The organism is Pseudarthrobacter sp. NPDC059871 (genome assembly GCF_042731175.1).
Taxonomy (GTDB): Bacteria; Actinomycetota; Actinomycetes; order Actinomycetales; family Micrococcaceae; genus Arthrobacter.
Genome location: NZ_JBHWJV010000009.1, coordinates 191,517 through 215,797 on the forward strand (window position 1 = coordinate 191,517; position 24,281 = coordinate 215,797).

Below are 24,281 nucleotides of genomic sequence, written 5' to 3' on the forward strand. Positions count from 1 at the left end.
AGGTGCGGCACTCTTAACCTCGGCGGAGCCACACCGCATTGTCCGGTTGCAGCCAGCCCTCCTCCGCCAGCGGGAAGGCGCTGAAGAGTACGACGCCGGCGGGCAGCTTCACCGGGCTGCTCCCCATGGCGACGGCCACAAGGAAGCCGGGGCTGCGTTCGCAGAGCAGAAGGTTCCCGTCCCGCACATGCCAGGTGCCGCCGTCGTCCGCTGTGAAGGTGCCGTCCTCCCAGAGTTGGCGGCGCGCGGCGATCGCGCGGGTGGCCAGCGCGAGCATGGAACCCGGGTCCTGCTGTTGCAGCCCGATGGCGTGGCGTCCCCAGTCCCCTGGAACGGGAAGCCAGGGGACTGCGGGACTCGACGAATCCCGGGACGGCAGCGAGAAGCCGTGGGCACGTGCCGGGTCCGCGGTCCAGGGGAGGGGGACCCGGGTGCCGTCGCGGGTGATCCCGCCGCGCGCCCACATCGGGTCCACCCGGGCTTCAACGGGGACGTCCACCTCGGGGAGCCCAAGTTCCTGGCCCTGGTACAGGTAGGCCGGACCAGGCAGGCCGAGCAGCGCCACCAGCGCCGCGCGGGCACGGCGTCCGCCAACCTCGCCGCCGCCGAAGCGGGTCGCGGAACGGACGATGTCGTGGTTTTCCAGGGCCCAGGTGGGGGCCGCACCGTGCAGCTTCCGGGCTTCCTCCAACTCATTGCCCGCGGCCGCCCACGCAGCCGGATCCCAGCCCAATTTCACGAACGCGAAGGCGAACGCCTGGTGCATCTCGTCGCTGCGTGTGTACCGGGCTGCGCGGGCAGGCTCGAGGTTCACCTCGCCCACCAGCAGGCGGTGCGGCTGGTACTTCTCCGCCAGCCGTCGCCAGCGCCGGTACACCTCGTGCACATCCTCCTGGTCCGAGACCAGCGGGTTGGCGCGGAGCCCGTCCACCACAGCATGCGCGGAGGGGGCGTCCGGCAGGCCATCGGCCTTGAAGAGTCCGTGCGCGACGTCGATCCGGAGGCCGTCCACGCCCTTGTCGAACCAGAATCGCAGGACGTTTTCGAAGTAGTCGCCCACCGCAGGGTTCCGCCAGTTCCAGTCCGGCTGGCCGGCAGAGAACAGGTGCAGGAACCACTCGGTGTCTGTTTCGGAGCCCGGGTTGGCCCGGGACCAGGCCCGGCCGCCGAAGACGCTCTGCCAGTTGTTGGGCGGCAGGTCACTGGGCGAATCCGGGGACGGGCTGCGGCCCTCGACGAAGTGGAACATTTCCCGCGCAGGGCTTCCCGGCCCGGCGGCAAGGGCCTGCTGGAAGCGCGGGTGCTCGGCGGAGCAGTGGTTGGGGACCACGTCGAGCAGCACCCGCAGGCCCAGGGCGTGGGCCTGTTCCAGCAGTGCATCGAAGTCCGCCATGGTGCCGAACAGTTGGTCCACGCCGCAGTAGTCGCTGACATCGTAGCCCTGGTCCACCTGCGGGGACGGCTGGAACGGGGTCAGCCAGATCCCGTCCACGCCCAGCGCGGCGATGTACGGCAGCCGGTGGAGCAGCCCGGGGAGGTCACCCACGCCGTCGCCGTTCCCGTCCGCGAAGGAGCGCGGATACACCTGGTAGATGACGGCGGACTGCCACCACTGCTCGGACGGGTTTTCGTGGTGGGCAAGGCGCAAAGCCGGGCCGCCTTCCGTGGTCGGAATGTTGGGGGACAAGGGAGGTGCCGCTACAGCCAGGCGGTGACGAAGCGCCGAGCGACTGCCCGCCGGGCCAGCGAACGGGCACCCACGCCGCGCGCCGCCGTCGTTCGCAATGCGGTTGGTCAGGTGTACATCAGCGAGCCGGGTGTGGTGAGCTTCTCGCCGGTTTCCAGCCAGGTTTTCAGGCCGGAGAGGATCATCGGCCAGCCGCCATAGAGCTGCTCGTTGGCACCCTCGCGGAGGTCGCTGTGCGTGACGGTGAGGTGGCAGGAATCGCCCACGGGCTCGATCTCCCAGGTGACCTTGGAGGTTCCCTCGGCCTTGACGTCGTCGCCCCACAGCGCGCGCATGGTCTGCACCAACCGGCGGGGCGGATCCACCTCCAGGTTTTCGCCTTCTCCGAGGATCTGGCCGGCACTGGGGTTGCCCATTTCGAAGCGGCTGCCCGGCGTCCAGTCGGACTTCAGGGTGTTGCCGAACTGATATTTGCTGCGGATGTCGCTGTCGGTAATAGCCTCCCAGAGCTTCTCCGGGGTGGTCTTGATGTAGATCTCGAAGATTTTTTCCATGGGACTTTCCAATCTGGATTTGAGGTCGCTGAGGGCAGCGGCCCATGGTTCTGAGTATTTGCTGACCCAGCGGTCGTGGACCAGGCGGATGGGAACGGGGTTCAGGAAGTGCAGCTTTTCCCGCCCACGACGACGGGTGGCCACCAGGCCTGCGTCCTCAAGGATGCGGAGGTGCTTGGCGATCCCGAACCGGGTCATGCTGAACCTCGCCTCAAGCGCACTGAGGCTCTGGCCGTCCTCGCGGAACAGCTCATCGAGCAGGTCCCTGCGGGTGGGGTCGGAGAGTGCTTTGAACACGTCGTCCATACACACGATGATAGGTGACCATATAGTCACCTTTCAAGGGTTTTGACGTGCAGCTACGGACCCAGTGGCAGGAAGAGCAGGGCCAGCAGGGCCGGAACCGTGGCGGCCAGGGTGCCCGGGACGCTGTCCCAGCGCTTGGGGTAGTGGCCCTGCAGGTCGGCCAGGAGCATGGCGGGGGCCGTCAGCACCATGTTGAGGCAGCAATAGACCACCAGCGTGTATCCCACCACTGGTTGGCCTATATTCACCGCCACCAGTCCGGCCGCCACGCCCAGGGCAATCACCAGGTTCCTGTAGCCGGTGGGGATGGCCCACATCATCACGGCGGCCACGTTCTCCGGCGGTGTGCTCAGGAACTTCTGCGCCCATCGGCTCCGCCGGAGCAGGAAGCTCTCCACCGGAAAGACACCCACGTAGATGACCACCGCCAGCACCGCGAAAACCTGGGACATGATGTTCATACCGGAAGGGTAGGGCCGCCCGGAAGCCGCAGGCCATCCCCGGAACAGGGGATTCCGTGCTGCACCGGCGGGCCCGATACTGGACGTATGTGGGAGGAGCGCGCAGAGCGTGCCAGGCGGGACATCGCCACGCTCGCCACGGACGGACTGGACCTGGCCGCCCTCTACACCGCCGCACTGGTGCTGGTGCGCAGAGCGGTGCCGTTCGACCAGGCCTGCTGGGCCGGCGTCGACCCCGAAACGATGGTGATGAACGCCGTCACCAACTGGCGCCCGTGGCCCGTCACCGATGAGTACGCAGCCCGGTTCGCCCAATCCGAATACCAGAGGACCGAACCGAACACCTTCGCGCAGCTCATGCTCCGGCCGCACCCGGTGGCACGGATCTCGGACGCGCCGCGCAGCGAGGTGGCAGGCAGCATCCGGATCAACGAGCTGCTCCGTCCGCTGGGGCTGGTCCACGAACTGCGTGGGGCGTTCCGCGTGGACCAGTCGTGCTGGGGCGTCGGCAGCCTGTTCCGCGAGGGTGCCGGGGATTTCAGCGACAGGGAGGTTGAGTTCCTTGCGGCGGTCACGGCTGCGCTCGCGGCCGCTACACGCATTGCTGCCCGCTCGCAGCATCGGCTGTGGCACCAGCCTGACGGGCCGGTGATCGTCCTTGCCGGCGAACGCGGTGAGCTGCGCGCCGCCACCCCGGCCGCGGCAGTCTGGCTTCAGTCGTTGGAGGAAGCCGCCCCGGGCCAGTTCAGCATGGTGCTTTATGCGCTGGTGGCCCAGGCGAGGGCCGCACCGGGCGGAACAGCCAGGACAAGGATGCGCGACGTCGATTCCGGCTGGGTGATCCTCCAGGCCAGCCGCCTCATCACGGGCGACGATCCCCAGCAGATGGTGGTGACCGTGGAACCGGCCACCACCCGCCAGCTGCTGGCCCTGCTCCTGTCCGCGTACGGGCTCACCCCGCGGGAACAGGAAGTCTGCCTGGAACTTATGGCGGGCAGCCCCGGCGCGGACATAGCCAGGCACCTGTTCATCTCACCGCACACCGTCCACGATCACCTGAAGTCCATCTTCGACAAAGTGGGCGTGAACACCCGCGGGGAACTTGTCGCCAGGTTGACCGCCACTGGGTAGCCTTGGCGCATGCAGAAGATATCGGTGGAAGCCCTGGCCCGCCAGCAGCTCGAAGCGGCACTCGCATCTCCCAACGGCCGCGCCGCGGACACGGTTTACGGCGGCCACGAAAAGGTCCTCCGCCAGTCCGTGATGGCGCTGAAAGCCGGAACCCGGCTCAGCGAACACCAGAACCCCGGCGACGCCACAGTGTTTGTGATCCGCGGCTGCGTCCGGCTGGTGGCCGGTGCGGATTCCTGGCAGGGCAAGGCGGGCGACCTGCTGATCGTCCCGCCGGGCCTGCACAGCCTGGAGGCTGAGGAAGACTCGGCGTTCCTTTTTACCGTGGCCAAGCACCGCGACTGAACTGCTATTCAAAACTCCCATCAGTCGATGGGGTTAGGCGGGGTCCTTGACCTTGCCGGCCGCAGGCGGGTTGACCGGGCGGATGGGGCGCGGCTCCAGCCAGGTGCGTTCCCGGGATCCCGGCGGATAGGCGTGCTTCTTGCCGGCAATCGTGATCACCAGGGCTGCCAGCACCGGCAGCGCGGCTGCCACCGGAACCAGCATCGGACCGCCCGCCACCAGCGCGCCGGAACCGTACAGGGCGCCAACGGTGATGCCCAGCTGGATGGTCAGGACCGTGAGTCCGTTGGCCGCTTCGCTGTATTCGCCGCCGGCGCGGAGGATGGCGGACTGGTTGTAAATGCCGATGGCCCCCAGGCCGGCTCCCCAGACGGTCATCAGGACCAGGGCCAGCGGAAGGTTTCCCACCGCCAGCGGCAGCAGCGCCATCGAAGCGGCGATGGCCGCCGTCGTGATCATCAGCGAACGCCGCGGCCGCGAATCCACGGTGAGTCCCGCGATCCAGATACCCAGGAGGCCTGAGGCGCCGAGCACGGTGAGCGCCAGGCTGGTAGCGTACTCCGGCAGGGCGGCTTCGCGGATGAACGGGGCGATGTAGGTGAACAGGGCGAAGTGGGCCAGGACCAGCAGCGGCCAGGCCGTGGCCACCGCCTTGACGCCGGGTTCGGCGATGGCGCGCCGGATGGACGGCCGGGCGGTATCGGAAATCCGCTGCACCCGCGGCAGCATGAAGAACGCCAGGACGGTCAGCAGCAGGCCGAATCCCGCAAGGACAAGAAACGCCGCCCGCCAGCCGAGCAGCCCGCCCAGTGCCGTGCCCACCGGTGCGCCGATGGCCAGGCCCAGGCTGTTGCCGCTGAAGACGATGGCCAGTGCCTTGCCCACCTGGTTCGCCGGAACCACCCGGGTCACGAACGGCGCCATGGTGGTCCACAGCAGACCGTGCGCCAGCCCGCCCACCATCCGGGCAATCATCGCTGTGGTGAAATCCGGGGAAAGCCCCACCCACGCGTTGCTGGCCGCGAACGTCAGGACCAAACCCACCAGCAGGGTGTGCCGGGGAATCCGTGCCAGCAGCCGGGCAACCGGCACCACGGTGACCACGATGACGGCGGCATAGGCTGCGGCGAGGTACCCGGCGACGGGTTCGGTGACGTTCAGGCCGGCGCTGATCTGCGGCAGCAGGCCCGAGGGGAGGAGTTCTGTGGTGATGGCGGTGAAGGCAATGGTAGCCAGGACCAGGAGGGCGGCGTAGGGAAATCGGGCAGGGCTGGGCACGGAAGTCGCGGAGGACATGGGGGAGCGGATCCATTCAAGGGGGAGAGGTTGGAACGCGGCTCGCTGGCCGGACAATTCCTCCCTTAAATTTACAGGATCCGGGGTCCTGAAATCGACATGATGACGGCTCCGGCGTCGCGTCCGAAGGGTGGTCACGGCAGCCCTCCCCGGGCGGGCAGACAGTACGTTTGGTAGGGGTGCAGACAGAGGCCGTACGTGGACCGCCGGCCGTGATCAGGGGAGCAAAATGAGCAATTGTGGAACGGAACGCCGGGCTCCGCGCGCAGAGCCGGCGGGCGCCGTATGAACGCCCGGTTGCGGGTGAGCCTGCCCAGCCGGGACCTGGTGGAGGCGCTCGAGCCGGCCGACGGCGTCGAGTTCGTCCTCTGGGACCTCACCGGTGACGCGCCGGACGGCCGGCTGGACCTCCTGGTGCCGCCCTACATGGGCAGCTCCGGTGCCCTGGCCGCGCTGGCGGGCGCGGACGTGGGCCTGGTGCAGAGCCAGTCCATCGGGTACGACGGCGTCGCGGACGTGCTGCCCGCCGGCGTCACCTTCGCCAACGCTGCGGGAGTCCATGAGACGTCGACGGCGGAGCTTGCCCTGGGCATGATGATCGCCGCGCAGCGCGGTATCCCGGAGTTCGCCCGCCACCAGGCCACGGGCTACTGGGACCGGGGCCAGCGTCCCAGCCTGGCCGACCGGCGGGTGCTGCTGGTGGGCTACGGCGGCGTGGGCAAAGCCATCGAAGCACGGCTGCTGCCGTTCGAAACCGAGGTGACACGCCTGGCCAGCCGTGCCCGCCAGGACGCCGCTGGAACCATCTACGGCATCGATGCCCTCTATGACCAGCTGCCGCTCCACGAGATCGTGGTGGTGAGCGTGCCGCTGAGTGAGGATACCCGCCAGTTGGTGGACGCGAAGTTCCTGGCCGCGATGCAGGATGGTGCCCTGCTGGTGAACGTGGCCCGCGGACAGGTGGCGGACACCCAGGCGCTCCTGGCCGAGACCGCCTCAGGCAGGCTCCGTGCCGCGCTGGATGTCACGGACCCGGAACCGCTGCCGGCAGACCATCCGCTGTGGACCACCCCCGGCGTGCTCATCACCCCGCACGTGGGAGGTGCAAGCTCGGCGATGTTCCCCCGAATGGTCAAGCTGGTGCGCAAGCAGATCGGCCTTCTCCTCGAAGGCAAGGACCCGGTGAACGTGGTGCTGGGCGGTTCGTCCAGCGGCTAGGCAGCCAGCAGGCCACTGTGGCTACCCGCAGTGGCGTCGTGGCGGTCTGTTCAGGGCTGCTTCCTGACTCCTATGCTGGGTCCATGTCTACGTATGAGGTCCGCCGCAGCGCGGTCATCCCTGCCGCCCCGGAAGATATCTTTCCCCTGGTCAACAGCTTCCGCGAGTGGGGAGCATGGTCTCCCTGGGAGAAGGTGGACCCCGGCATGAGCCGCCGCTACTACGGCCCGGCGTCGGGTCCCGGAGCGGGGTACGAGTGGAGCGGCAACCGGAAGGCCGGCAGCGGCACCATGGAGATCGTCGAGTCGGCGCCATCGAGCACCGTCGGCATCCGCCTCCAGTTCACCAAACCGTTCAAGGCCCTGAACCCCACCACCTTCACGTTCACGCCAGTCCCCGGCGGCACCGAAGTCACGTGGAAGATGACCGGCGAGAACAAGGGCGCCGCGAAGATCTTCGCCCTGTTCATCAACATGGACAAGATGGTGGGCTCGGACTTTGAACGCGGCCTCACCTCGCTCGCGTCGGCCGTGGCGGCAAAGAAGAAAAGCTAAGGCCACCCGTGGGCACCGTTGACGACGCGCTCGCGGAACTGCCCGAGCCGGGCCGGAGCTGCCTCCAGCACATCGTGGCGGTGGCCCGCTCCGTGGCGCCGGAGGCCACAGAGGGCGTGAGCTACGGGATGCCCGCGCTCAAGCTCGACGGCAAGCCGCTGGTGGGGGTGGTGGCCGCCGCCAGGCATCTGTCCATCTTCCCGTTCTCGCCGGCGGTGGTGGAGGCTGTGGCCGGCAGCCTGGACGGTTACTCGCTGTCCAAGGGCACCATCCGCTTCACCGCGGAGCAGCCTGTGCCGGACGCCGTCGTGGAGGAGATCGTCCGACGCCGGATGGCTGAGATCCGGCCCTGACCGGCAGGAACCGGTGCTGGCCGGCAACGGTGATGCGGCTGAGGGCCGCTGCGTGCCGAAAGCCCTTACCCGCGGGCTGCCCGGGCGTTTACGCTGGCTCCATGGCTGATACTTTTGCGTCCCTCGTGGACACGTTCAAGAATGTGGGAGTCACCAAGGCCTACGGCGAGCCGGTGAACGTGGGAGGCCAGGAAATCGTGCCGGTAGCGCTGGTGTCTTTCGGTTTCGGCGGCGGCAGCGAGCCCGGCGACGGCGCATCCGGCGGTGGCGGCGGGGGAATGGTGATGCCGGTGGGCGTCTACACCGCCGTCAACGGCCGGACAGTCTTCAGGCCCAACACCCTCGCCCTGCTCGCCTGCCTTGTGCCGCTCGTCGCCGTGGCCGGGACCGCGGTGCGACGCGCCATTGCCGCGGCCCGGAAATAGCGCGGACGCCCACCGTCGGACGTTCCGTGGCCCACCGGGCCGCGTCCCGCCGTCGGGCGTTCCATGGCACCCGCCGCACCGAATATTCCCCTATTTCGCTCCGGCCAAAGCAGTTCCATAATGGCCTCATAGGCTTCGGGGACCCTCTCCGCCAATGCGACCTGTGATGGCCGGGCGCAGGAGAGTCCCAGGTGGCAGCCCCGGTGTCGGCGCAGCGGGCGGTCACGCGGCCCGCCAGATCTCCGGCAGGGACCTCTCGGACCGTTACAGGGGGAGAGCAACGCCCTTGCAAGATTGCACCAAGGAGATTTGTCATGCTCAAGGATTCGCAGGTCATGGCTGTACTGCCCGCTAAGGACATCGACCGGGCACGGGAGTTCTACCGCGACAAGCTGGGACTCGAGCCCAGCCAGACCATTGAAGGGGATAACCTCATCTACCAGTGCGGCAACGGCACGGCGTTCCTGCTCTACCAGACGGATAATGCCGGCACGGCGAAGAACACCCAGATGGGCTGGGGCGTGGCGGACGTAGAGAAGGAAGTGGAGGAGCTGCGCGGCCGCGGCGTGGTCTTCGAGGATTACGACATGCCCGGGCTTAAAACCGAGAACGGCATCGCCACCATGGAAGGCATGGGCCAGGGGGCCTGGTTCCTCGACAGCGAGGGCAACATCCTCAACATCTCGTCGATGCCGATGTAGCCACCTGGCAGCCACACAGCAACGGACGACGCCGGCCGGCGCCTCCCACGGCACCGCCACCCGGGTGCCAGGCGGGCGGAAGGCCGGCGGCGCCGTCGTGCGCCTCCTTCCGGACGATTTTCCTTGCGGGTCAGCCGTTGAGGATCTGTTCCCGCAGGATGTCCGCGTGGCCGCAGTGCTGCGCAATCTCCCGGATCATATGCAGGTACACCCAGCGCAGCGGCAACGGGCCGCGGCGGTTACCCCGGACCAAGTCGTCAAGATCCATCCCGGATGCCGCCTGCCGGGATGCTTCGCACGCCTGGCGGTAGGCATTCCGGATGCTGGCGATGGTGTCCTCCCCGCCGAGGATGAAGGAATCGCCCGGGGTGGCCGGAATACCGATCTCGGCGCGGGACCGCCCCGTGACGGCTTCGTCGAACCAGACCTTCTCGACGAATGCCGCGTGCTTGACCAGTCCCAGCAGCGTGGTCCTGGACGGCACCAGGGACCGGCGGGCCTGCTCCTCCGTGAGGCCATCCAGGCAGGCTTCCAACATGGCGCGGTGCTGGTCCAGGAAGGCCTCGAACTGGGCGCGGGCTGGCTGGTTGATGACGTCATCGGGCGTCAGGGAGGAGACTGCAGGCATGGCTGCAGTATGCCACGCCCCATGCGGGCCCGGTGCGCGGACTTGGTGGTCAGACCGCGGCCTCGCGCTTGCCGCTGAACGCGATCCGGACGGCCCGGCGGAGGCTGAGCTTGCTCCGGCGGCTGACCACGATCACCGCGGCCAGCCCGGTCAGCAAGACCACCAGGCCACCCACTGCCACAGACCAGCGGGCGCCGAATTCGCTCCCCACCCACCCGATCAGCGGCGAGCCAACGGCCGTTCCGCCCTGCAGGATTGCCAGGTAGAGGGCCAGAACCCGGCCGCGGAACTGCGGCTCCACGGAGAGCTGGATGCTGGTGTTGCAGCTGTTCAGGAACGTGATGGACGCCAGGCCCACCGGAATCAGCACGGCGGTGTAAAGCCAGAACGACGGCGCCACGCTGGCTACCAGCGTGAAGATCCCCAGGCCCAGGGCGCCGCCCAGCAGGAACCTTAGCCGCGGCCGTGCGCGCCGGGCGGCCAGCAGCGCGCCGGCCAGGGTGCCGACGGCCATGATGGAGCCCAGCAGGCCGAACTCGCCCGGCCCGGCGTGGAATTCGGTGGTGGCCATCAGGGCGTTTGTGATGGGGAAGTTCATGCCGAACGCGCCGAGGATCCCCACTAGGACCATGATCAGGACGAGGTCCGGCCGCCGCTTGACGTACCGCATGCCCTCGGTCACCTGGTGTTTGCCGCGCTCTGCCCGCACAGTGGGCACGAGCTCGGAGGTGCGGATGAAGAACAGGGACCAGATCACTGCCGCGTAGCTGGCGGCGTTGAGCAGGAACACCGGCCCGGTGCCTACCCAGGCGATCAGGACGCCGGCGACGGCCGGGCCCGTGAGGCGGGCGGTGTTGAAGGAGGCCGAGTTCAGGGCCACGGCATTGGAGATGTTGTCCTGGCCCACCAGCTCCGAGACAAAGGACTGCCGCGCGGGGGCGTCGATGGCGCTGGCAATGCCGAGGCACAGTGCGGCAAGGTAGGCATGCCACAGCTGGGCTGTACCGGTGACCACCAGCAGGCCGATGGCCAGGCCGGTGATGCCCATGGCCAGCTGGGTCCACAGCAGGATGACGCGTTTGCGGTAGCGGTCTGCCAGGACTCCGCCGTAGGGACCCAACAGCAGCATGGGCAGGAACTGCAGGCCTGTGGTGATGCCGACGGCGGCGCCGTCATGGTTGGTCAGGACGGTGAGCACCAGCCAGTCCTGGGCGATGCGCTGCATCCAGGTGCCCACGTTGGAGACCAGGGCACCTCCGGCCCAGATGCGGTAGTTGCGGTTTTCGAGGGCGCGGAACATCTGGCTCATTTGCCGCTCATTTCCTGCATGATGCGTGCGGCGCGGCTGAGGGTTTCACGGTCTTCCGCGCTCAGGCCGGCCACGCGCTGCGCCAGCCAGGCGGTGCGCTGTTCCCTTGCCTCCGCGAGGACGTCCCTGCCGGCGTCGGTGATGTCGATCCGGACCTGCCGGCCGTCGTCGGGATGCTGGGTCCTGGTGACGAAGCCCTGGTCGGCGAGGGCGTTGACGATGCGGGTCATGGACGGGGCCTGGACATGCTCGCGGTCGGCGAGTTCGCGGAGAGTCCGGGCGCCGTCACCGTGCAGGACGGCGAGGACGGTGTACTGGCCGGGGGTGATGACTTCACCGGTGGCCTCGACGCGGAGCCGGCGCGAGGTGCGCATCACGGCGGTGCGGAGGTCGATGGCAAGGGTGTCCGGGGTGATCTGCGGGTTTTCTTTGGTCTTGGTTTCAGTGGGGGCCATATGGGCGGGTGCGCCTCCTGGAGCGGTCGGCTCAGCAATTGCTTAGCACTGCTAATTAGTTCTGCTAACTATCATCCTCCTTCTTGTTGCTGGCGGCAACCTTTTTTGATGTGGTTCCGCTAACGTCCGGCCCGCGGCGTGGTTCTTGGCACAATGGACGGCGTGACTGGGCGCAGAACTGATAAGAACCGCAAAACCGGGCTGACCTGGAAGGGGAAGCTGAATTTGGCGGTGACCGTGCTGGTTCTCCTGCTGGGACCGGTCATGATCGGCCTAGGCAGCTTCATGATCGGCGCTGACGAGGACCTGGAGCGGAGCGGCGTCCAGGCAGCAGGCACCATTGTGCATTTCGACGACGTCACCAAGGCGTCGGAGCGCAGGATGAAGGTGGAGTTCACCTCCGGCGACGGCGCCAGCCACGCAACGTGGGCCGCCGTGGACCACGACCAGTATCCCGTGGTGGGTGACGCCACCACGGTCATTTACTCGGAGCACGATCCGGGCAGGGCGATTGTTCCTGGCTATGAAAGCGACGGCGTCTGGGTCCGTGGCGTGGGCACCGTCCTGACCTGCATCTTCGGCGGGCTGGGCATCCTGATGGTCCTGGCGTTCTTGCGGGGTTACTTCAAGAGGGGCGCTAAGCCCGCTCCGTGATCCGCTGCCGGGTCTGGCCGCGGCGGCCGGACGGGCGTAGGCTCGGCTCCACCATGACCGAGCAGCAGCCTTATGAATCAGTCCGCCGCTATCCGCACTTCGAGCTCCGCCGCTACCCGGACTACGTCGTCGCTGAGGTGTCGGTGGCGGCGGACTTTGACCGTGCAGGGAACGTGGCTTTCCGCCGGCTCTTCAACTACATCAGCGGGAACAATACGGCCGGTGCCAAGCTGGCCATGACGGCGCCTGTTGTCCAGGAAGCCGGGCAGTCCCAGAAGCTGGCGATGACCGCGCCGGTCCTCCAGTCCGGCCCGCTTTCCGGAGGCGGCGGCTCTGCGGAGCTCGTGGTGGCTTTCGTCCTGCCGGCCGGGCTGACGGCTGAAACGGCTCCGGTCCCCACCGATCCCACCGTGAAGATCCGTGCCGTGCCGGGCTCCCTGGCCGCGGTACTGCGCTTCTCCGGCCGCGGCTCCAAGGCAAACTTCGAGCGCCGCAATAACGGACTTCGGGCCGCGCTCAACCTTGCTGGACTCACGCCATTGGGGGCGCCCCGCTTCGCCCGGTTCGATCCGCCTTTCAAGCCGTGGTTCCTGCGGCACAACGAGGTGGTTCAGGACGTGCGCGAGGCATAGCACCTGACAAGGCTCCTGCTCTGACTAGGCTGGGGCCATGGACTATGTGCTTCGCCAGGCCACCCCGGATGATGCAGAAAACGTCGTGCTGATGCATACGGCCGCGCATGAGGAAAGCTACGGGCACCTGCTGTCGCCCGGCTTCTTCGTGGAACGGCGGCGGTCCGTCCCGGAACGCGTGGCCCGCCGTCGGCCGTATCTTGACGTTCCGCACCCGCGGATCGTTGCCGAGGACGCCAACGGTGAGATTGTCGGCCTGGCCGATGCCGGGCCCCCGCGCCATGAGGACGCGCCGTTTCCCCTGGAGCTTTACTCCATATTCGTCCTGGCCAGGGCGCAGGGGACCGGGCTGGGCACATCCTTGCTGGCCGCCGCCCTCGGCGACGCTCCGGCATATCTGTGGGTGCTTGAGGACAACAAGAAGGCGCAGGCTTTCTACCGGCGCCAGGGTTTCACGTTCGACGGCGGACGCGGCCACCTTCCGCCCGAGTGGGAGGGCGTGCCGGAGCTTCGGATGGTCCGGGACCGGCGAGTGGACTCCTAGCCGGCAGGCTCTGTCACCAGCAGGTCTCCCACCTCGCAGTCCAGCGCGCTGCAGACGGCGGCGAGGGTGGAGAACCTGATGGCCTTGGCGCGGTCGTTCTTCAGGACCGAGAGGTTTACCAGGCTGACGCCCACCCGTTTGCTGAGGTCGGTCAGCGTCATGCCGCGCTGCTCCAGCAGTTCATCGAGCCTGCAGTGGATGCCGGTGGTTTCCTCAGACGGCATCAGACCAGGCCCTCGGTGTCTTTCTGCAGCCGGCCGCCGAACTGGAAGACGCCGGCAATGAGGATCAGCGCGATTCCGGCCACGATCGGCAGGAGGCTGATGTTGCCTTCGAAGATGACGCTGCCGGGGGTACGGTCCGCGTTCAGCCCGATGGCATCCGCCAGCCGGGTCCGGGCCAGCTGGTCCAGCACCTGGCCTGCCGTGCCAGCCAGGGCCAGGGCCGCCCCGCAGGCGCCAATGATCCACACTGACCCGCGGGTGAACAGCGTGTCGCCCCGCAGCCGGAATGCCAGCAGGAACAGCAGGGCCAGCACGGCAAGGACGCCAACCTGGGTCAGTGCGCCCGCCCATGCCAGCTGCCCGGCTTCGGTGCCGGGAACGGCGGGGATGGTGGCGTCGACGGCGGAGAAGCGGGCGTCGGCACCGAGTTCCAGGCCGGCCACACTCCGGGTTGGATCAACCGGCAGTGTCAGCGTGACGGGTCCGGAAAAGATGTCCGCGATGCCAATGACGGCCATGACGCTCGAGCCGGCGGCGATCACGGCCGAGCCGACCATCAGCACCAGGGCATCCGTCCGGGACACTACCTCGCGCTTCCTGTTCTCCGACGGACGTCCGGTGCGCTTGGCCAGCTTCATGTTTCCCCCAATAGTTATCGATTGTCGTTAATAACGATATTCGATAACCTAGTGGGCCTGTCGTCCTTCGGTCAAGCCTCCGCGGGCGTTGGCGCCTACGCTGTGTGCGCGTCCCTGACGGCGGGCGGAGTCGCACCCTGGAGCACCCAGCGGTTGCCGTCCGGATCGGCGAAGTGGGCAAACAGCACGCCGCCCATGTCCTGGACCTCGCTGACGTCCGCGCCGCGGTCCACCAACTCGGCGCGAAGGGCGGGGAGGTCCGGCGCGACCAGTTGCAGTCCTTCCAGGCTGCCCGGCGCCATGGCTGTCATCCCCGTGCCGATGACAACTGACGTGGGTGAGCCCGGGGGAGTCAGTTGCACCACACGCATCCCCGGAATGTGCTCCACATCGTGGTCCAGCACAAAGCCCAGCTTTTCGGTATAGAACTCTTTGGCCCGGTCGACGTCGGACACGGGAACCTGGACAACTTCAAGGCGCATTTCCATGCCCGCCACTCTACCTTTGTGGCAGTGATTTCGCGGCGGAATTTCCGGATGGGGGCGCCCGGCAATTTGCAAATGTTAAGGCTGCTTATCCGAGTGCGACGGACTTTCCTCAAGATCGAATCAAGGCTGGCGCAATGTTGCCCGAGCATTGGCTGGAAGTCTGAATATCGTTCCGCCCTGGGAATAAGCTCAGCGACGACACGTTTGTCGGGCTTAGCAGCAGGCCCGGCAAGTGCGGGGCCGCAACTTAATTGGGCCCTCACAAATGGGGGAAAATGTCCGAGTATCCGACCCTTCTGGGGTCATTTCCGTCTGCGCCTGCACCGAAGCCGCCGCAGAAACCGCGTGCATCAACATTCGTCGTTGGCGCCATTACCGCATTGTTTATGCTGCTTGGAGCTTTGAGCGGCGGCGTGGGCGGTGCGCTGATCTTCCTGGCCATTTCTGTGGCACTGACAGGCCTTTACGTCCTGGTCACCGGTCGGCGCTCCTGGGCCTGGCTGCCCGCACGCCGCAAGGCCGGCGCCGTCGCGCTGGGCACGGCGTTCGCCCTCCTGGTGGCCGGCGGTATTGCCTTGCCGCGTTCCACCTCCGCAGACCTTGAGGCGGCCGCCGCGGCGGGCACCGCGAAAGAAGCGCCCCCGACGGCGGCCGCAGCACCTTCGGCGGCAGCGTCGCCGTCGTCCGTCCCCACTCCGTCGGCTACGGCGCAGGCCAGCGGCGAACCCCTCGACCCGGACACGGCTTACACCCTGGCGTCGGGCGTTACGGTCGCGGCGCCGAACGCCCAGCCGGCCTACGCCACCAAGGCACTCGACCTGCTGGCCACGCTTCCCATCAAGGGCCGGGCGCCGAAAACGGGATACGACCGCGCGCTGTTCGGGCAGGCATGGGCGGATGTGGACCGCAACGGCTGCGGTACCCGGAACGACATCCTCAAGCGGGACCTGACCGGCGTCGCATACGTCAACAGCGTCCCGTGCAAGGTGAAGTCCGGGACGCTGGCCGACCCCTACACGGGCTCGAACATCAACTTTGTCCGCGGCTCCGCCACCAGCACTGCCGTGCAGATCGACCATGTGGTGGCGCTCAGCGATGCCTGGCAGAAAGGTGCCCAGCAGCTGAGCACCGAACAGCGCACGGCGTTCGCCAACGATCCACTGAACCTGCAGGCGACGGACGGTCCCACGAATATCAGGAAGGGCGACGGCGACGCTGCCACCTGGCTCCCGCCGAACAAGGGTTTCCGGTGCGAATACGTGGCCCGGCAGATTTCCGTTAAGGCTACCTTTTCGCTGTGGGTGACCCAGGCTGAGCATGACGCAATGGCCCGGATCCTTGCGGACTGCGCCGGGCAGCTGGCACCTACCGACCAGAAGGCACCCGTTGTGGCTGAACCCGCGCCTGCTGCGCCAGCACCTGCTGCCGTGCAGCCCGCCCCCGTTGCACCCGCTCCTGTTGCACCCGCTCCTGTTGCACCCGCTCCTGCTGCACCGGCCCCTGCACCCGCGCCGGCCCCGGTGGCCCCGGCTCCTGCCGCTCCTGCCCCTGTCGCACCCGCGCCCGTTGCGCCCGCCCCGGCCGCTGCCTACTACCCGAACTGCGCTGCCGCGCGGGCCGCTGGAGCTGCACCGCTGTACGCCGGGCAGGCCGGATACCGCTCAGCTTTGGACCGCGACGCTGATGGCATCGCCTGCGAATAGGCGCTTTTCGTTTCCCGTCTTCTGACTTCATCCGCATCACCAACACATCGCATTCCTAGGGGGAATCATGAACAACCTGTACGCTGCTGCCCGCCCGAACGCGGGACAGCTGAAGAAATCGCTGGCCATGGCCGTGCTGGCAGGGCTCCTGCTCACCGGTTGCGGCGGCAAGCAAGCGGCAGTGGAGCCGGCCTCGGCTGCCACTCCTGCCGCGAGCGCAACGGCCGAAGCCGCTGTAGCCGTTCCGGGCGTGGTGGGGATGACTCTGGACAAGGCCAAGAAGCAGCTTGAGGACCTCGGTTTCAAGGTCGAGGCCGTGGACAGCGTTGACGGCAAGAAGATCCTGGTGGACAGGAACTGGCAGGTGCTGACGCAGGACCCGGCCGGCGGCGCCAAGGCGGCAAAGGGTTCCACGGTCCGTCTTGGGGTGAAGTCCCTCGAGAAGATTGCGGAGGAAAAGGCTGCAGCGGAGAAGGCTGCCGCCGACAAGGCTGCTGCCGAAGCTGCCGCGGCCGCGAAGGCTGCTGCTGACAAGGCCGCCGCCGAGCAGGCAGCCCAGGCAGCTGCAGCGCAGGCCGCAGCTGACCAGGCTGCGCGTGACAAGGCTGCTGCAGACCAGGCCGCCCAACAACTGGCTGCGGCTCAGGCTGCCCAGCAGGCCGCGCAACAGGCGCAACAGGCGCCTGTTGTGCCGGCGGCTCCAGCAGTCCCGAACGGTGGGGGCACCATTATCTGTAAGGACGGTTACGTCTGGCCAAGCGCCACCCGCCAGGGTGCCTGCAGCCGGCACGGCGGCATCGCAAAGTAGCCCACCGACTTCCGACGGCGACGGCATCGGCTGCGACAAGTAGCCGTAAGTAGCAGCCGCCGTTGCGGGTTGCATCAGGCACATCAGGGTCGGTGCATTCCGCCGCGGCCAGGAGTATCTTGTGGTGCATGCACAGCAAGGTGACGGGCCGCGGCGGCCGCTACAGGCAGTTCCTCGGAGCGCTCGAGCAGGCCAAACCCCTCGACGCAGTGGTCGACAAAGCCGAACCGGTAGCAAAACGCCTGATGGTGAATTCCAGGGTGAAGGGAATCATCCTGGGTGACGCCACCGGCATACCGCTGCACGGAATCCTGACCGACCTGCCTTTCGGCGCCTGGTGGATGGCCATCTTCCTGGACTTTTTCCGGGATGAAGGCTCCCGCCAGGCGTCGAAAAGGCTGGTGGCCCTTGGCGTGGTGGGCGCCGTCCCCACCGCCCTCACGGGCTGGGCACACTGGACCACCAAGGACCGGCCAATCCAGCGCGTCGGCGTCGTGCACGCCGCCGTCAACGCCACTGCCGCTGTCGTCTATCTCGCGTCGTGGACAGCACGCCAAGGTGGCCGCCACGAAGCGGGTATCGGACTTGCCCGGATTGGGGCTGTCCTGCTGCTCGTCAGCGGCTTCCTGGGCGGCCACCTGAGCAGCGGCCGCCGGGCCAGTGGCATGGGATCGCGCGCCGGATCTTAGTGGGACATCTGCGGCGTCAACCCGAGCTGTGACAGGAATTCCACCTACCTAACGCGCATTGCTACGCGTCGTGGGCCGCCACCCCGGGCCGCCCAGTCACATTTGGTTCCGTGCTGCGAACCGGTGCCGGAAAGACCCGGGGGCGCTAGTCTTGCCACACCACGCGTCGAATGCGTGACCTGGGAGCAGCTGGCAGGGTTGTAATGAGCTGACCACGCCCGCCCTCGAGCCAAGGACAGCCGATGCGCCAGGAACAACAGACAGCACCGCCGCAGCCGCGGCGCAAGAAGGTTCGCCACCCCCGCCTCGCGGTGGGGGAACGGGTCCATTTTGCCGAAGGAACCCTCAGCGGCACGGGAACCGTGGACGCGGTGACCTCCGACTACTCAATCATCTGGGTGTGGACGGATCAGGGCCAGGGCCGCAGGATGTTCCTGCAGGGCTACGGAAGCATCGTCTCGTCAGCCGGGGAAGAAGACGCGTACGACGACGGCTCCTGAGCAGGTGCCCGGCGGCAGGAATGCTTGATGTGCGGCGCGTCACACGGAATGATGGCGCGCATGGCTACCTTCACCGGATCCGATGACCTGCGCGGTGCCGAATTCTCCGACGTCAGCCTCCGCGGGGCGCGGTTCGTCCGGAGCAGCCTGTCCGGCGTCGTGATGCGCGGCGTGGAGATTGATGGCGCGGACATCGACTCGCCCTGGCTGCTGGAAGACGACGGGTCCCTGTTCGTGAACGGCGTGGACGTGGCTCCGCTGATCGATGCAGAGCTCAACCGGCGCTTCCCCGGCCGGGAGCTTCGGCACGCCGCAGATCCTGCCGGCCTCCGCGACGCCTGGGACCGGCTGCAGGAGACCTGGGCTGACACCACGCAGCGCGCGGCCCGGATGCCACCCGGTACCGAGGACATATCGGTCGACGGCGAGTGGTCCTTCGCGCAGACGCTGCGGCACCTGGTGATGGCCACGGACAAGTGGCTGCGCGGGGCGGCCCTGGGTATCGATAAGCCGTACCATCCTGCCGGCGAACCGAACGCTGAGTACGAGACGGACGGACTGGACATGTCCGTCTTCCAGAAAATCAAGCCCTCCTACGACGAAGTGCTCGCGGTCCGGGCCGGGCGGGTGGCCATGGTGCGGGACTTCATCGCCAACGCCGACGCCGAGGAGCTCGGGACAACACACCCGGCACCGGACGAACCGCGCTTCACCGTCACCACACTCGACTGCCTGCACGTCATCCTGCACGAGGAATGGGAACACCACAGGTTCGCGGTCCGCGACCTCGACGCGATCGAAGCGAAGGCCATGCACGCAGTTGAACAGCAGGGCTGAGCACCCACTCGCCGCGCACCGACTTCCGCCCCAGGGTTACGCCTGGTGCTCTCCCTTGGCTACGTGCTGCCGCCGGGAGACGAGCACCGGACCTTTGGCGTGGTGGAGGATGGCATGCGCGGTGGAACCGATGCTGCCCCTGACCACTCCGTGCCCCTTGGTCCCGACGACGGTCAGGCGGGCTCCCTCGGCAGCGTGCAGGACGGCGCGGGGTACCGAAGTGTCTGTGAGCAGTTGCTTTTCGACGGTGAGTTGCGGGGCTAGTTCCTGGGCCTTTGCCGCAGCGGCATCCAGGATCGCCTCGGCGGCGGCGCCGGGGTCCACCGTGTCGCGGACCAGGCGGTAGCCGGCGGGCACCGTCCGGACGTGGGTCACGATCAGCCGTGTTCCCGCCGCAGTGGCTGCAGCGCACGCGTCCTCGAGTGCCGCCTGCGAACCCGAGCCGTCAACGGCCACCAGCACCGGGCCGTCCGGGTCGCCCCCTTCCCGGATGACCGCAACAGGACACGACGCCGTAGCTGCCAGCTCCAGGCTCACCGAACCGACCATCAGGCCCATGAAGCCTCCCAGTCCGCGGCTTCCCACCACCAGCAATTCCTGGTCCGCCGCGATTTTGGGAAGCTGCACAGCAGGGCTGCCGGACACCAGGCTGGTACGGACGTCGATGCCGGGGGAGGCCTGCTTCGCGTGGTCAACGCCCTCTTCGAGCGTGATTTCCGCCGCCCGCTGCAAACCGCTGTCGGCAATGCCGGGGACCGGGCCAAGGTTCTTCGTCAGCAGGGGCCACAGCGTGCAGTGCACCAGGTGCAGCTGGACATTGCGCAGTGACGCCTGTTGCGCCGCCCACCGCACCGCCCGTGCGGCCGGTTCGGATCCGTCATAACCCACCACAATGGCTTTGGATTCCACGATGCCCCATTCCCAGGTGCCGGCCGCCACGTCGTTGTGGAGGGCCGGGGTGATTTGCCTTATGCCGATCCTAGGGCAGGCCACGCTTGGGCACAGTGCCAATGTCCCCTAGAGTCGGCCGCAACCTCCGGGGACAGGATCTACAGGGACCGGACCAGCGACCGTCCTGCGGTCAGTCCGGTGAAGAGGCAGCCGCCCAGGAACGTCCCCTCCAACGCGTTGTAGCCGTGGGCGCCTCCGCCGCCGAACCCTGCAGCTTCCCCTGCGGCGTAGAGGCCCGGAATGGGGGAGCCGTCCTGCCCGAGAGCCTGGCCGGCAAGGTTGGTCTGGATCCCGCCGAGGCTCTTGCGGGTGACCACGTGCAGGCGCACCGCGATAAGCGGGCCGGCGGCAGGATCGAGGATCCGGTGCGGCTTGACGGTGCGGAAGAGCCGGTCGCCCAGGAAGCGGCGGCTGTTGCGGATCCCCGCCACCTGCGCGTCCTTGGAGTAGGGGTTCCGTACTTCGGCGTCGCGCTCCTCGATCTGCCGCCGAAGGTTTCCGTGGTCCAGCAAAGCCTCCGCAGTCAGCCCGTTCATGCCACGGACCAGCTCCGCCAGATTGTCAGCGACCACGAAATCGGCGCCGTGCTCCTTGAAGGCCTCGATGGGACCCGGTGCGCCCTTGCCCAGGCGGCTGCGCAGGAGGAGTCTGACGTCACGGCCGGTGAGGTCAGGGTTCTGTTCGGACCCGGAGAGGGCGAACTCCTTCTCGATGATCCGCTGGTTGAGGATGAACCAGGAATGGCTGTGCTGCTGGATGTCCGGGGTGCTCCGCAACAGGCGGAGGGTGCCAAGAGTGTCGTACCCGGGGAGCCCGGGCGCGGGCAGGCGGCGGCCCAAAGCATCAAACCAGAGCGACGATGGCCCTGGCAGGATCCGGATGGCGTGGTCCGGCCAGATGGGGTCCCAGTTCTGGATGCCTTCGGTGTAGTGCCACATGCGGTCGCGGTTCACCAGGCGCACCCCGGAGTCCTCGGCGATGTCCAGCATGCGCCCGTCCACGTGTTCCGGCACACCGGTCACCATCTTCTGCGGCGGTGTTCCCAGCCGTTCCGGCCAGCAGCGCCGCACGAGGGAGTGGTTGCCGCCAATGCCGCCGCTGGCGATCACCACCGCCTGGGCCCGCAGCTCGAATTCGCCCACGACATCCCGGTTGGAGGAAACGCCCCGCGGCGAAGAATCTGGTGCCAGGACTGAGCCCCGCACCCCGGTGACCGCGCCGCCGTCGTACGTTAAACCGTCCGCCCGGTGCCGGAAATGGAACCGGACGTTCCCCGCAGACGCCGCCGCCCGCGCCTTGTCCGCGAACGGTTCGGAGACGCCGGTACCGGTGCCCCACGGGACGTGGAAACGGGGCACCGAGTTGCCGTGCCCGCCCGCACGGCCGTCGCCGCGCTCGGCCCAGCCCACCAGCGGCGTGAACCGGATGCCCTGCTGGTGCAGCCAGGACCGCTTCTCGCCAGCGGCAAACTCGACGTAGGCGCGGCCCCACTGCAGCGCCCATTCGTCCTCGGCGAGCGGTCCCGCCAGCCGGTCCCACTGCGCCGAGCCCTGCCAGTCCTGCCAGGCCAGGTCGAAGGAGTCCCGGACGCCCAGGCGGCGCTGCATGGGGGTGTCCACCAGGAACAGGCCGCCCAGGGACCAGAAAGCCTGGCCGCCAAGGTTCGCCGCGTTCTCCTGGTCCACGATCGCCACGCGCTTGCCGGCCCGCACCAGCTCGTTGGCCGCCACCAGCCCTGCCAGCCCGCCGCCGATGATAATGACGTCAGCGTCCATCCGAATATCCGCCCTGGTTGAGAGGTAAGTGAGAGTCCAGCATCAACCTACAGCAGCGGCGGGATAGGGTCATGGACATGTTTGAACTGGTCGCTCCAAGTGTTTCCTTTTACCGCTCCTTCCTCGAGTCGCACCGCGAATGGGCCGGCGCCCACCAGGACGGTGCCGGGCTGTTCGCAGGGGATGATGTCAGCACTCCGGAGGGGTTCGAGGCCTGGGTGGACAAGCTGGCCGATGCCGAGCAGGCGGACGGGACGGGCGGGATTGTTCCGTGCACCTACTGGTGGATCACCACGGGCCCCAGGTATGTGGGGTCCATCGCTTTCCGCCACTACCTCACGCCGGCGCTGCTGAACTCGGGCGGGCACATCGGCTACGGCGTCCGGCCGGCCGACCGCGGGCGGGGTGCTGCATCATGGGCGCTGCGGGAAGTCTGCACCCGCCTGGCTGAACGGGGCGAACCGGACCGCGTCCTGCTGACCTGCGACGACGGCAATGCTGCCTCTGCCCGGACCATCGAGCGGTGCGGGGGCAAGCTGGAGGATGTCCGGCTGGATGACGACGGCGGGCGCTTCCGGCGGTACTGGATCGACCTGGTCCGCGGCGCTTAGAGCGTCGGTGCGCAGGCCGCTCGGCGCCCGCTGGCATCGGGCCGGGGAACGCCGCTCACCGTGAATCTCCCGCCACTCACCGCAGGAATCCTACGTTTACTGATCATTTGGCGGAGGATGGCCGGAGGCGTGTTGAGGTGCCAAAAGGGTTCGAGGGTAGGGCCATAAGCCTCTGGACTGCCGGACACTGACGTCTATCGAGCAGGGGAAATCAGCCATGGGCTTCCTGGACCGTGAAAGAACCATCGCGCCGGCGGGTTTCAACCGCTGGCTGGTACCGCCGGCGGCGCTCGCCGTCCACCTCTGCATCGGCCAGGCCTACGCCACCAGCGTGTACAAGACGGCGCTGGTCAAGCATTTCGGCGCCAGCCTCACCGAGATCGGCCTGATCTTCTCCATCGCCATCGTGATGCTGGGCCTCTCGGCCGCGATCATGGGGACATGGGTGGACCGGAACGGCCCGCGGAAGGCAATGTTCACGTCGTCCATGTTCTGGGTGGGCGGCTTCCTCATCGGCTCGCTGGGCATCTTCACGCACCAGCTGTGGCTCGTCTACCTGGGCTACGGCGTGGTGGGCGGCATCGGACTGGGCATCGGCTACATCTCGCCGGTGTCCACGCTGATCAAGTGGTTCCCGGACCGGCCCGGCCTGGCCACCGGCATGGCCATCATGGGCTTTGGCGGCGGCGCGCTCATCGCCAGCCCGGTGTCCACCGCATTGCTCAAGGCGTACGACCCCAACTCCGGCGCGCAGGGCTGGGTGGCCAGCGGCGATGCCGTGGGCAAGCTCTTCCTGACCCTCGCCGTCGCCTATCTCGTGTACATGCTCTTCGGCGCCTTCACCATCAAGGTCCCCGCGGACGGCTGGCAGCCCGCCGGCTTCGACCCCGCCAAGGTCAAGGCCGCCAAACTGGTCACCACAGAGAACGTCTCCGCCAAGAACGCCGTGAAGACCCCGCAGTTCTGGCTGGTGTGGGTGGCCCTGTTCTGCAATGTCACGGCCGGCATCGGCATCCTGGAGCAGGCGGCGCCCATGATCCAGGACTTCTTCAGGGGGCCCGACGGCGCGTCCCTGGTCAGTGCCGCCGTCGCCGCCGGTTTCGTGGGGCTGCTGTCCATCGGCAACATGGCGGGCCGGTTCGCCTGGAGTGCCACCTCGGACATCACCGGCCGCAAGCGCATCTACATGCTGTACCTGGGCGTCGGGGCAGTTCTCTACACCGTTTTGGCGCTGGCGGGATCCAGCAAGACCATCCTGTACGTGGCGCTGGCGTTCCTCATCATCTCGTTCTACGGCGGCGGTTTCGCCACCGTCCCCGCCTACCTGCGGGACCTGTTCGGTACCTTCCAGGTGGGTGCCATCCACGGCCGGCTGCTGACCGCCTGGTCTGCCGCCGGCGTCGCGGGCCCACTGATCGTCAACGCCTTCCTCGACGCCCAGGGCAAGCCCGGCCAGCTGACCGCAGCGTCCTACCAGCCCGCGCTGCTCACCATGGTGGCGCTGCTGGTGGTCGGATTTGTGGCGAACCTGCTGGTCAAGCCCGTTAGCGCCCGATTCCACGAACCCCGCCCGGACCGGGACCGCCCGCACGAACCCGCCATGGAGGCCTGAGATGAGCAACGTCCCCAACAACAATCCATCGACGCCGGACAACTCGGTGGCCGTCAACACCGCCACCGGGAAGCTCGCCTTGGGCTGGGCCCTGGTGGGGGTGCCGCTGGCCTACGGCGTCTACGAAACCCTCACGCGGGTGGCGGCCCTGTTCGGCTGAGCCGTCCGCGTTCGACGGCGGCCCGCGCCTTT

Annotated in this window: 30 protein-coding genes; 18 read left to right on the forward strand and 12 right to left on the reverse strand. The window is 67.7% G+C overall.

Features of this window, described 5'->3' with window-relative positions:
* Nucleotides 1–13 precede the first annotated feature (13 nt).
* The 3 genes from ACFV4R_RS13715 to ACFV4R_RS13725 form a co-directional block, all read right to left on the reverse strand.
* Nucleotides 14–1,648, reverse strand: coding sequence for an alpha-amylase family glycosyl hydrolase (locus ACFV4R_RS13715; RefSeq protein WP_377202974.1), 1,635 nt, complete (start codon nucleotides 1,646–1,648; stop codon nucleotides 14–16).
* Between the two features lie 146 nt (nucleotides 1,649–1,794).
* A complete protein-coding gene (locus ACFV4R_RS13720) occupies nucleotides 1,795–2,547 on the reverse strand; it encodes an ArsR/SmtB family transcription factor (RefSeq protein WP_377202975.1) in 753 nt (250 codons plus the stop codon).
* A gap of 53 nt (nucleotides 2,548–2,600) precedes the next feature.
* Nucleotides 2,601–3,008, reverse strand: coding sequence for a DUF1304 family protein (locus ACFV4R_RS13725; RefSeq protein WP_377202976.1), 408 nt, complete (start codon nucleotides 3,006–3,008; stop codon nucleotides 2,601–2,603).
* A gap of 87 nt (nucleotides 3,009–3,095) precedes the next feature.
* Here ACFV4R_RS13725 and ACFV4R_RS13730 point away from each other — a divergent pair, with 87 nt between their 5' ends.
* On the forward strand, nucleotides 3,096–4,139 hold the full coding sequence (locus tag ACFV4R_RS13730) for a helix-turn-helix transcriptional regulator (RefSeq protein ID WP_377202977.1): 1,044 nt from the start codon (nucleotides 3,096–3,098) through the stop codon (nucleotides 4,137–4,139).
* 9 nt (nucleotides 4,140–4,148) lie between these two features.
* A complete protein-coding gene (locus tag ACFV4R_RS13735) occupies nucleotides 4,149–4,484 on the forward strand; it encodes a cupin domain-containing protein (protein WP_377202978.1) in 336 nt (111 codons plus the stop codon).
* A 33-nt stretch (nucleotides 4,485–4,517) separates the two neighbouring features.
* On the opposite strand, the gene ACFV4R_RS13740 is transcribed toward ACFV4R_RS13735, so the two are convergent.
* Nucleotides 4,518–5,780, reverse strand: a complete 1,263-nt coding sequence (locus ACFV4R_RS13740) for an MFS transporter (RefSeq protein WP_377202979.1) — start codon at nucleotides 5,778–5,780, stop codon at nucleotides 4,518–4,520.
* Between the two features lie 285 nt (nucleotides 5,781–6,065).
* On the opposite strand from ACFV4R_RS13740, the gene ACFV4R_RS13745 reads away from it, so the two are divergent.
* The 5 genes from ACFV4R_RS13745 (at nucleotide 6,066) to ACFV4R_RS13765 (ending at nucleotide 9,031) form a co-directional block, all read left to right on the forward strand.
* Nucleotides 6,066–6,998 (forward strand): 2-hydroxyacid dehydrogenase, encoded by a 933-nt coding sequence (locus ACFV4R_RS13745; protein WP_377202980.1) that lies wholly within the window; start codon nucleotides 6,066–6,068, stop codon nucleotides 6,996–6,998.
* A gap of 83 nt (nucleotides 6,999–7,081) precedes the next feature.
* Entirely contained in the window at nucleotides 7,082–7,552 is a 471-nt protein-coding gene (locus ACFV4R_RS13750; RefSeq protein ID WP_377202981.1) for an SRPBCC family protein, read from the forward strand.
* 8 nt (nucleotides 7,553–7,560) lie between these two features.
* Nucleotides 7,561–7,905, forward strand: a complete 345-nt coding sequence (locus ACFV4R_RS13755; protein WP_377202982.1) for an iron chaperone — start codon at nucleotides 7,561–7,563, stop codon at nucleotides 7,903–7,905.
* A 101-nt stretch (nucleotides 7,906–8,006) separates the two neighbouring features.
* A complete protein-coding gene (locus tag ACFV4R_RS13760; protein WP_377202983.1) occupies nucleotides 8,007–8,330 on the forward strand; it encodes a hypothetical protein in 324 nt (107 codons plus the stop codon).
* 314 nt (nucleotides 8,331–8,644) lie between these two features.
* Nucleotides 8,645–9,031, forward strand: coding sequence for a VOC family protein (locus ACFV4R_RS13765; RefSeq protein WP_377202984.1), 387 nt, complete (start codon nucleotides 8,645–8,647; stop codon nucleotides 9,029–9,031).
* Between the two features lie 130 nt (nucleotides 9,032–9,161).
* Here ACFV4R_RS13765 and ACFV4R_RS13770 read toward each other — a convergent pair whose 3' ends face one another.
* The 3 genes from ACFV4R_RS13770 to ACFV4R_RS13780 are packed head-to-tail and all read right to left on the reverse strand — an operon-like array spanning nucleotide 9,162 to nucleotide 11,423.
* Nucleotides 9,162–9,659: a DinB family protein gene (locus ACFV4R_RS13770; RefSeq protein WP_377202985.1), complete on the reverse strand. Its 498-nt coding sequence runs from the start codon at nucleotides 9,657–9,659 to the stop codon at nucleotides 9,162–9,164.
* A gap of 49 nt (nucleotides 9,660–9,708) precedes the next feature.
* Nucleotides 9,709–10,968 carry an MFS transporter gene (locus ACFV4R_RS13775; RefSeq protein WP_091718658.1) on the reverse strand — a complete coding sequence of 420 codons (1,260 nt, stop codon included), beginning with the start codon at nucleotides 10,966–10,968 and terminating at the stop codon, nucleotides 9,709–9,711.
* Nucleotides 10,965–11,423, reverse strand: coding sequence for a MarR family winged helix-turn-helix transcriptional regulator (locus ACFV4R_RS13780; protein WP_377202986.1), 459 nt, complete (start codon nucleotides 11,421–11,423; stop codon nucleotides 10,965–10,967). Before ACFV4R_RS13780 ends, ACFV4R_RS13775 begins: the two co-directional genes overlap by 4 nt.
* A gap of 162 nt (nucleotides 11,424–11,585) precedes the next feature.
* Here ACFV4R_RS13780 and ACFV4R_RS13785 point away from each other — a divergent pair, with 162 nt between their 5' ends.
* Genes ACFV4R_RS13785 through ACFV4R_RS13795 form a run of 3 tightly spaced genes read left to right on the forward strand, consistent with a single transcriptional unit; the run spans nucleotide 11,586 to nucleotide 13,253 of the window.
* The gene (locus tag ACFV4R_RS13785; protein WP_377202987.1) at nucleotides 11,586–12,077 is read left to right on the forward strand and encodes a DUF3592 domain-containing protein; all 492 of its coding nucleotides are present in this window, start codon (nucleotides 11,586–11,588) and stop codon (nucleotides 12,075–12,077) included.
* A gap of 53 nt (nucleotides 12,078–12,130) precedes the next feature.
* Entirely contained in the window at nucleotides 12,131–12,709 is a 579-nt protein-coding gene (locus ACFV4R_RS13790) for an SOUL family heme-binding protein (RefSeq protein ID WP_377202988.1), read from the forward strand.
* A gap of 37 nt (nucleotides 12,710–12,746) precedes the next feature.
* Entirely contained in the window at nucleotides 12,747–13,253 is a 507-nt protein-coding gene (locus tag ACFV4R_RS13795) for a GNAT family N-acetyltransferase (protein WP_377202989.1), read from the forward strand.
* Here the strand turns inward: ACFV4R_RS13795 and ACFV4R_RS13800 are convergent.
* The 3 genes from ACFV4R_RS13800 to ACFV4R_RS13810 form a co-directional block, all read right to left on the reverse strand.
* Nucleotides 13,250–13,477 carry a helix-turn-helix domain-containing protein gene (locus ACFV4R_RS13800; protein ID WP_377202990.1) on the reverse strand — a complete coding sequence of 76 codons (228 nt, stop codon included), beginning with the start codon at nucleotides 13,475–13,477 and terminating at the stop codon, nucleotides 13,250–13,252. The two genes, ACFV4R_RS13795 and ACFV4R_RS13800, sit on opposite strands and share 4 nt — an antisense overlap.
* Complete coding sequence (locus tag ACFV4R_RS13805) at nucleotides 13,477–14,115, reverse strand: hypothetical protein (protein WP_377202991.1); 639 nt, start codon at nucleotides 14,113–14,115, stop codon at nucleotides 13,477–13,479. Before ACFV4R_RS13805 ends, ACFV4R_RS13800 begins: the two co-directional genes overlap by 1 nt.
* A 95-nt stretch (nucleotides 14,116–14,210) precedes the next feature.
* Nucleotides 14,211–14,603, reverse strand: coding sequence for a VOC family protein (locus tag ACFV4R_RS13810; RefSeq protein ID WP_377202992.1), 393 nt, complete (start codon nucleotides 14,601–14,603; stop codon nucleotides 14,211–14,213).
* Between the two features lie 386 nt (nucleotides 14,604–14,989).
* Between ACFV4R_RS13810 and ACFV4R_RS13815 the strand changes: the two genes are divergently transcribed.
* From ACFV4R_RS13815 to ACFV4R_RS13835, 5 genes are all read left to right on the forward strand, one after another.
* The gene (locus ACFV4R_RS13815) at nucleotides 14,990–16,306 is read left to right on the forward strand and encodes a DUF1524 domain-containing protein (RefSeq protein WP_377202993.1); all 1,317 of its coding nucleotides are present in this window, start codon (nucleotides 14,990–14,992) and stop codon (nucleotides 16,304–16,306) included.
* Between the two features lie 67 nt (nucleotides 16,307–16,373).
* The gene (locus ACFV4R_RS13820) at nucleotides 16,374–17,114 is read left to right on the forward strand and encodes a PASTA domain-containing protein (protein ID WP_377202994.1); all 741 of its coding nucleotides are present in this window, start codon (nucleotides 16,374–16,376) and stop codon (nucleotides 17,112–17,114) included.
* A 128-nt stretch (nucleotides 17,115–17,242) separates the two neighbouring features.
* Entirely contained in the window at nucleotides 17,243–17,803 is a 561-nt protein-coding gene (locus tag ACFV4R_RS13825) for a DUF2231 domain-containing protein (RefSeq protein ID WP_377202995.1), read from the forward strand.
* A 242-nt stretch (nucleotides 17,804–18,045) separates the two neighbouring features.
* Nucleotides 18,046–18,303, forward strand: coding sequence for a hypothetical protein (locus ACFV4R_RS13830; protein WP_377202996.1), 258 nt, complete (start codon nucleotides 18,046–18,048; stop codon nucleotides 18,301–18,303).
* Nucleotides 18,304–18,363: 60 nt separating this feature from the next.
* Nucleotides 18,364–19,140: a DinB family protein gene (locus tag ACFV4R_RS13835; protein ID WP_377202997.1), complete on the forward strand. Its 777-nt coding sequence runs from the start codon at nucleotides 18,364–18,366 to the stop codon at nucleotides 19,138–19,140.
* A gap of 36 nt (nucleotides 19,141–19,176) precedes the next feature.
* Here the strand turns inward: ACFV4R_RS13835 and ACFV4R_RS13840 are convergent, their stop codons facing one another.
* Both ACFV4R_RS13840 and ACFV4R_RS13845 read right to left on the reverse strand, forming a co-directional pair.
* A complete protein-coding gene (locus tag ACFV4R_RS13840; RefSeq protein WP_377202998.1) occupies nucleotides 19,177–20,133 on the reverse strand; it encodes a universal stress protein in 957 nt (318 codons plus the stop codon).
* 56 nt (nucleotides 20,134–20,189) lie between these two features.
* The gene (locus ACFV4R_RS13845) at nucleotides 20,190–21,866 is read right to left on the reverse strand and encodes an FAD-binding dehydrogenase (protein ID WP_377202999.1); all 1,677 of its coding nucleotides are present in this window, start codon (nucleotides 21,864–21,866) and stop codon (nucleotides 20,190–20,192) included.
* 77 nt (nucleotides 21,867–21,943) lie between these two features.
* Here ACFV4R_RS13845 and ACFV4R_RS13850 point away from each other — a divergent pair, with 77 nt between their 5' ends.
* The 3 genes from ACFV4R_RS13850 to ACFV4R_RS13860 all read left to right on the forward strand — a co-directional run bounded on the left by ACFV4R_RS13850 (nucleotide 21,944) and on the right by ACFV4R_RS13860 (nucleotide 24,249).
* Complete coding sequence (locus tag ACFV4R_RS13850; RefSeq protein ID WP_377203000.1) at nucleotides 21,944–22,477, forward strand: GNAT family N-acetyltransferase; 534 nt, start codon at nucleotides 21,944–21,946, stop codon at nucleotides 22,475–22,477.
* Between the two features lie 217 nt (nucleotides 22,478–22,694).
* Nucleotides 22,695–24,089, forward strand: a complete 1,395-nt coding sequence (locus ACFV4R_RS13855; protein WP_377203001.1) for an OFA family MFS transporter — start codon at nucleotides 22,695–22,697, stop codon at nucleotides 24,087–24,089.
* 1 nt (nucleotide 24,090) lies between these two features.
* Nucleotides 24,091–24,249 carry a hypothetical protein gene (locus ACFV4R_RS13860; RefSeq protein ID WP_377203002.1) on the forward strand — a complete coding sequence of 53 codons (159 nt, stop codon included), beginning with the start codon at nucleotides 24,091–24,093 and terminating at the stop codon, nucleotides 24,247–24,249.
* Nucleotides 24,250–24,281 lie beyond the last annotated feature (32 nt).

Excerpts from the sequence above, each read along its gene's own strand:
- ACFV4R_RS13725 (WP_377202976.1), bottom strand. The coding sequence starts at position 3,008 with ATGAACATCATGTCCCAGGTTTTCGCGGTGCTGGCGGTGGTCATCTAC.
- ACFV4R_RS13810 (WP_377202992.1), bottom strand. The coding sequence starts at position 14,603 with ATGGAAATGCGCCTTGAAGTTGTCCAGGTTCCCGTGTCCGACGTCGAC.
- ACFV4R_RS13855 (WP_377203001.1), top strand. The coding sequence starts at position 22,695 with ATGGGCTTCCTGGACCGTGAAAGAACCATCGCGCCGGCGGGTTTCAAC.
- ACFV4R_RS13860 (WP_377203002.1), top strand. The coding sequence starts at position 24,091 with ATGAGCAACGTCCCCAACAACAATCCATCGACGCCGGACAACTCGGTG.
- ACFV4R_RS13820 (WP_377202994.1), top strand. The coding sequence starts at position 16,374 with ATGAACAACCTGTACGCTGCTGCCCGCCCGAACGCGGGACAGCTGAAG.
- ACFV4R_RS13760 (WP_377202983.1), top strand. The coding sequence starts at position 8,007 with ATGGCTGATACTTTTGCGTCCCTCGTGGACACGTTCAAGAATGTGGGA.
- ACFV4R_RS13750 (WP_377202981.1), top strand. The coding sequence starts at position 7,082 with ATGTCTACGTATGAGGTCCGCCGCAGCGCGGTCATCCCTGCCGCCCCG.
- ACFV4R_RS13795 (WP_377202989.1), top strand. The coding sequence starts at position 12,747 with ATGGACTATGTGCTTCGCCAGGCCACCCCGGATGATGCAGAAAACGTC.
- ACFV4R_RS13720 (WP_377202975.1), bottom strand. The coding sequence starts at position 2,547 with ATGGACGACGTGTTCAAAGCACTCTCCGACCCCACCCGCAGGGACCTG.
- ACFV4R_RS13790 (WP_377202988.1), top strand. The coding sequence starts at position 12,131 with ATGACCGAGCAGCAGCCTTATGAATCAGTCCGCCGCTATCCGCACTTC.
- ACFV4R_RS13830 (WP_377202996.1), top strand. The coding sequence starts at position 18,046 with ATGCGCCAGGAACAACAGACAGCACCGCCGCAGCCGCGGCGCAAGAAG.
- ACFV4R_RS13770 (WP_377202985.1), bottom strand. The coding sequence starts at position 9,659 with ATGCCTGCAGTCTCCTCCCTGACGCCCGATGACGTCATCAACCAGCCA.
- ACFV4R_RS13740 (WP_377202979.1), bottom strand. The coding sequence starts at position 5,780 with ATGTCCTCCGCGACTTCCGTGCCCAGCCCTGCCCGATTTCCCTACGCC.
- ACFV4R_RS13780 (WP_377202986.1), bottom strand. The coding sequence starts at position 11,423 with ATGGCCCCCACTGAAACCAAGACCAAAGAAAACCCGCAGATCACCCCG.
- ACFV4R_RS13745 (WP_377202980.1), top strand. The coding sequence starts at position 6,066 with ATGAACGCCCGGTTGCGGGTGAGCCTGCCCAGCCGGGACCTGGTGGAG.
- ACFV4R_RS13845 (WP_377202999.1), bottom strand. The coding sequence starts at position 21,866 with ATGGACGCTGACGTCATTATCATCGGCGGCGGGCTGGCAGGGCTGGTG.
- ACFV4R_RS13730 (WP_377202977.1), top strand. The coding sequence starts at position 3,096 with ATGTGGGAGGAGCGCGCAGAGCGTGCCAGGCGGGACATCGCCACGCTC.
- ACFV4R_RS13825 (WP_377202995.1), top strand. The coding sequence starts at position 17,243 with ATGCACAGCAAGGTGACGGGCCGCGGCGGCCGCTACAGGCAGTTCCTC.
- ACFV4R_RS13775 (WP_091718658.1), bottom strand. The coding sequence starts at position 10,968 with ATGAGCCAGATGTTCCGCGCCCTCGAAAACCGCAACTACCGCATCTGG.
- ACFV4R_RS13765 (WP_377202984.1), top strand. The coding sequence starts at position 8,645 with ATGCTCAAGGATTCGCAGGTCATGGCTGTACTGCCCGCTAAGGACATC.
- ACFV4R_RS13850 (WP_377203000.1), top strand. The coding sequence starts at position 21,944 with ATGTTTGAACTGGTCGCTCCAAGTGTTTCCTTTTACCGCTCCTTCCTC.
- ACFV4R_RS13805 (WP_377202991.1), bottom strand. The coding sequence starts at position 14,115 with ATGAAGCTGGCCAAGCGCACCGGACGTCCGTCGGAGAACAGGAAGCGC.
- ACFV4R_RS13815 (WP_377202993.1), top strand. The coding sequence starts at position 14,990 with ATGCTGCTTGGAGCTTTGAGCGGCGGCGTGGGCGGTGCGCTGATCTTC.
- ACFV4R_RS13735 (WP_377202978.1), top strand. The coding sequence starts at position 4,149 with ATGCAGAAGATATCGGTGGAAGCCCTGGCCCGCCAGCAGCTCGAAGCG.
- ACFV4R_RS13800 (WP_377202990.1), bottom strand. The coding sequence starts at position 13,477 with ATGCCGTCTGAGGAAACCACCGGCATCCACTGCAGGCTCGATGAACTG.
- ACFV4R_RS13835 (WP_377202997.1), top strand. The coding sequence starts at position 18,364 with ATGGCTACCTTCACCGGATCCGATGACCTGCGCGGTGCCGAATTCTCC.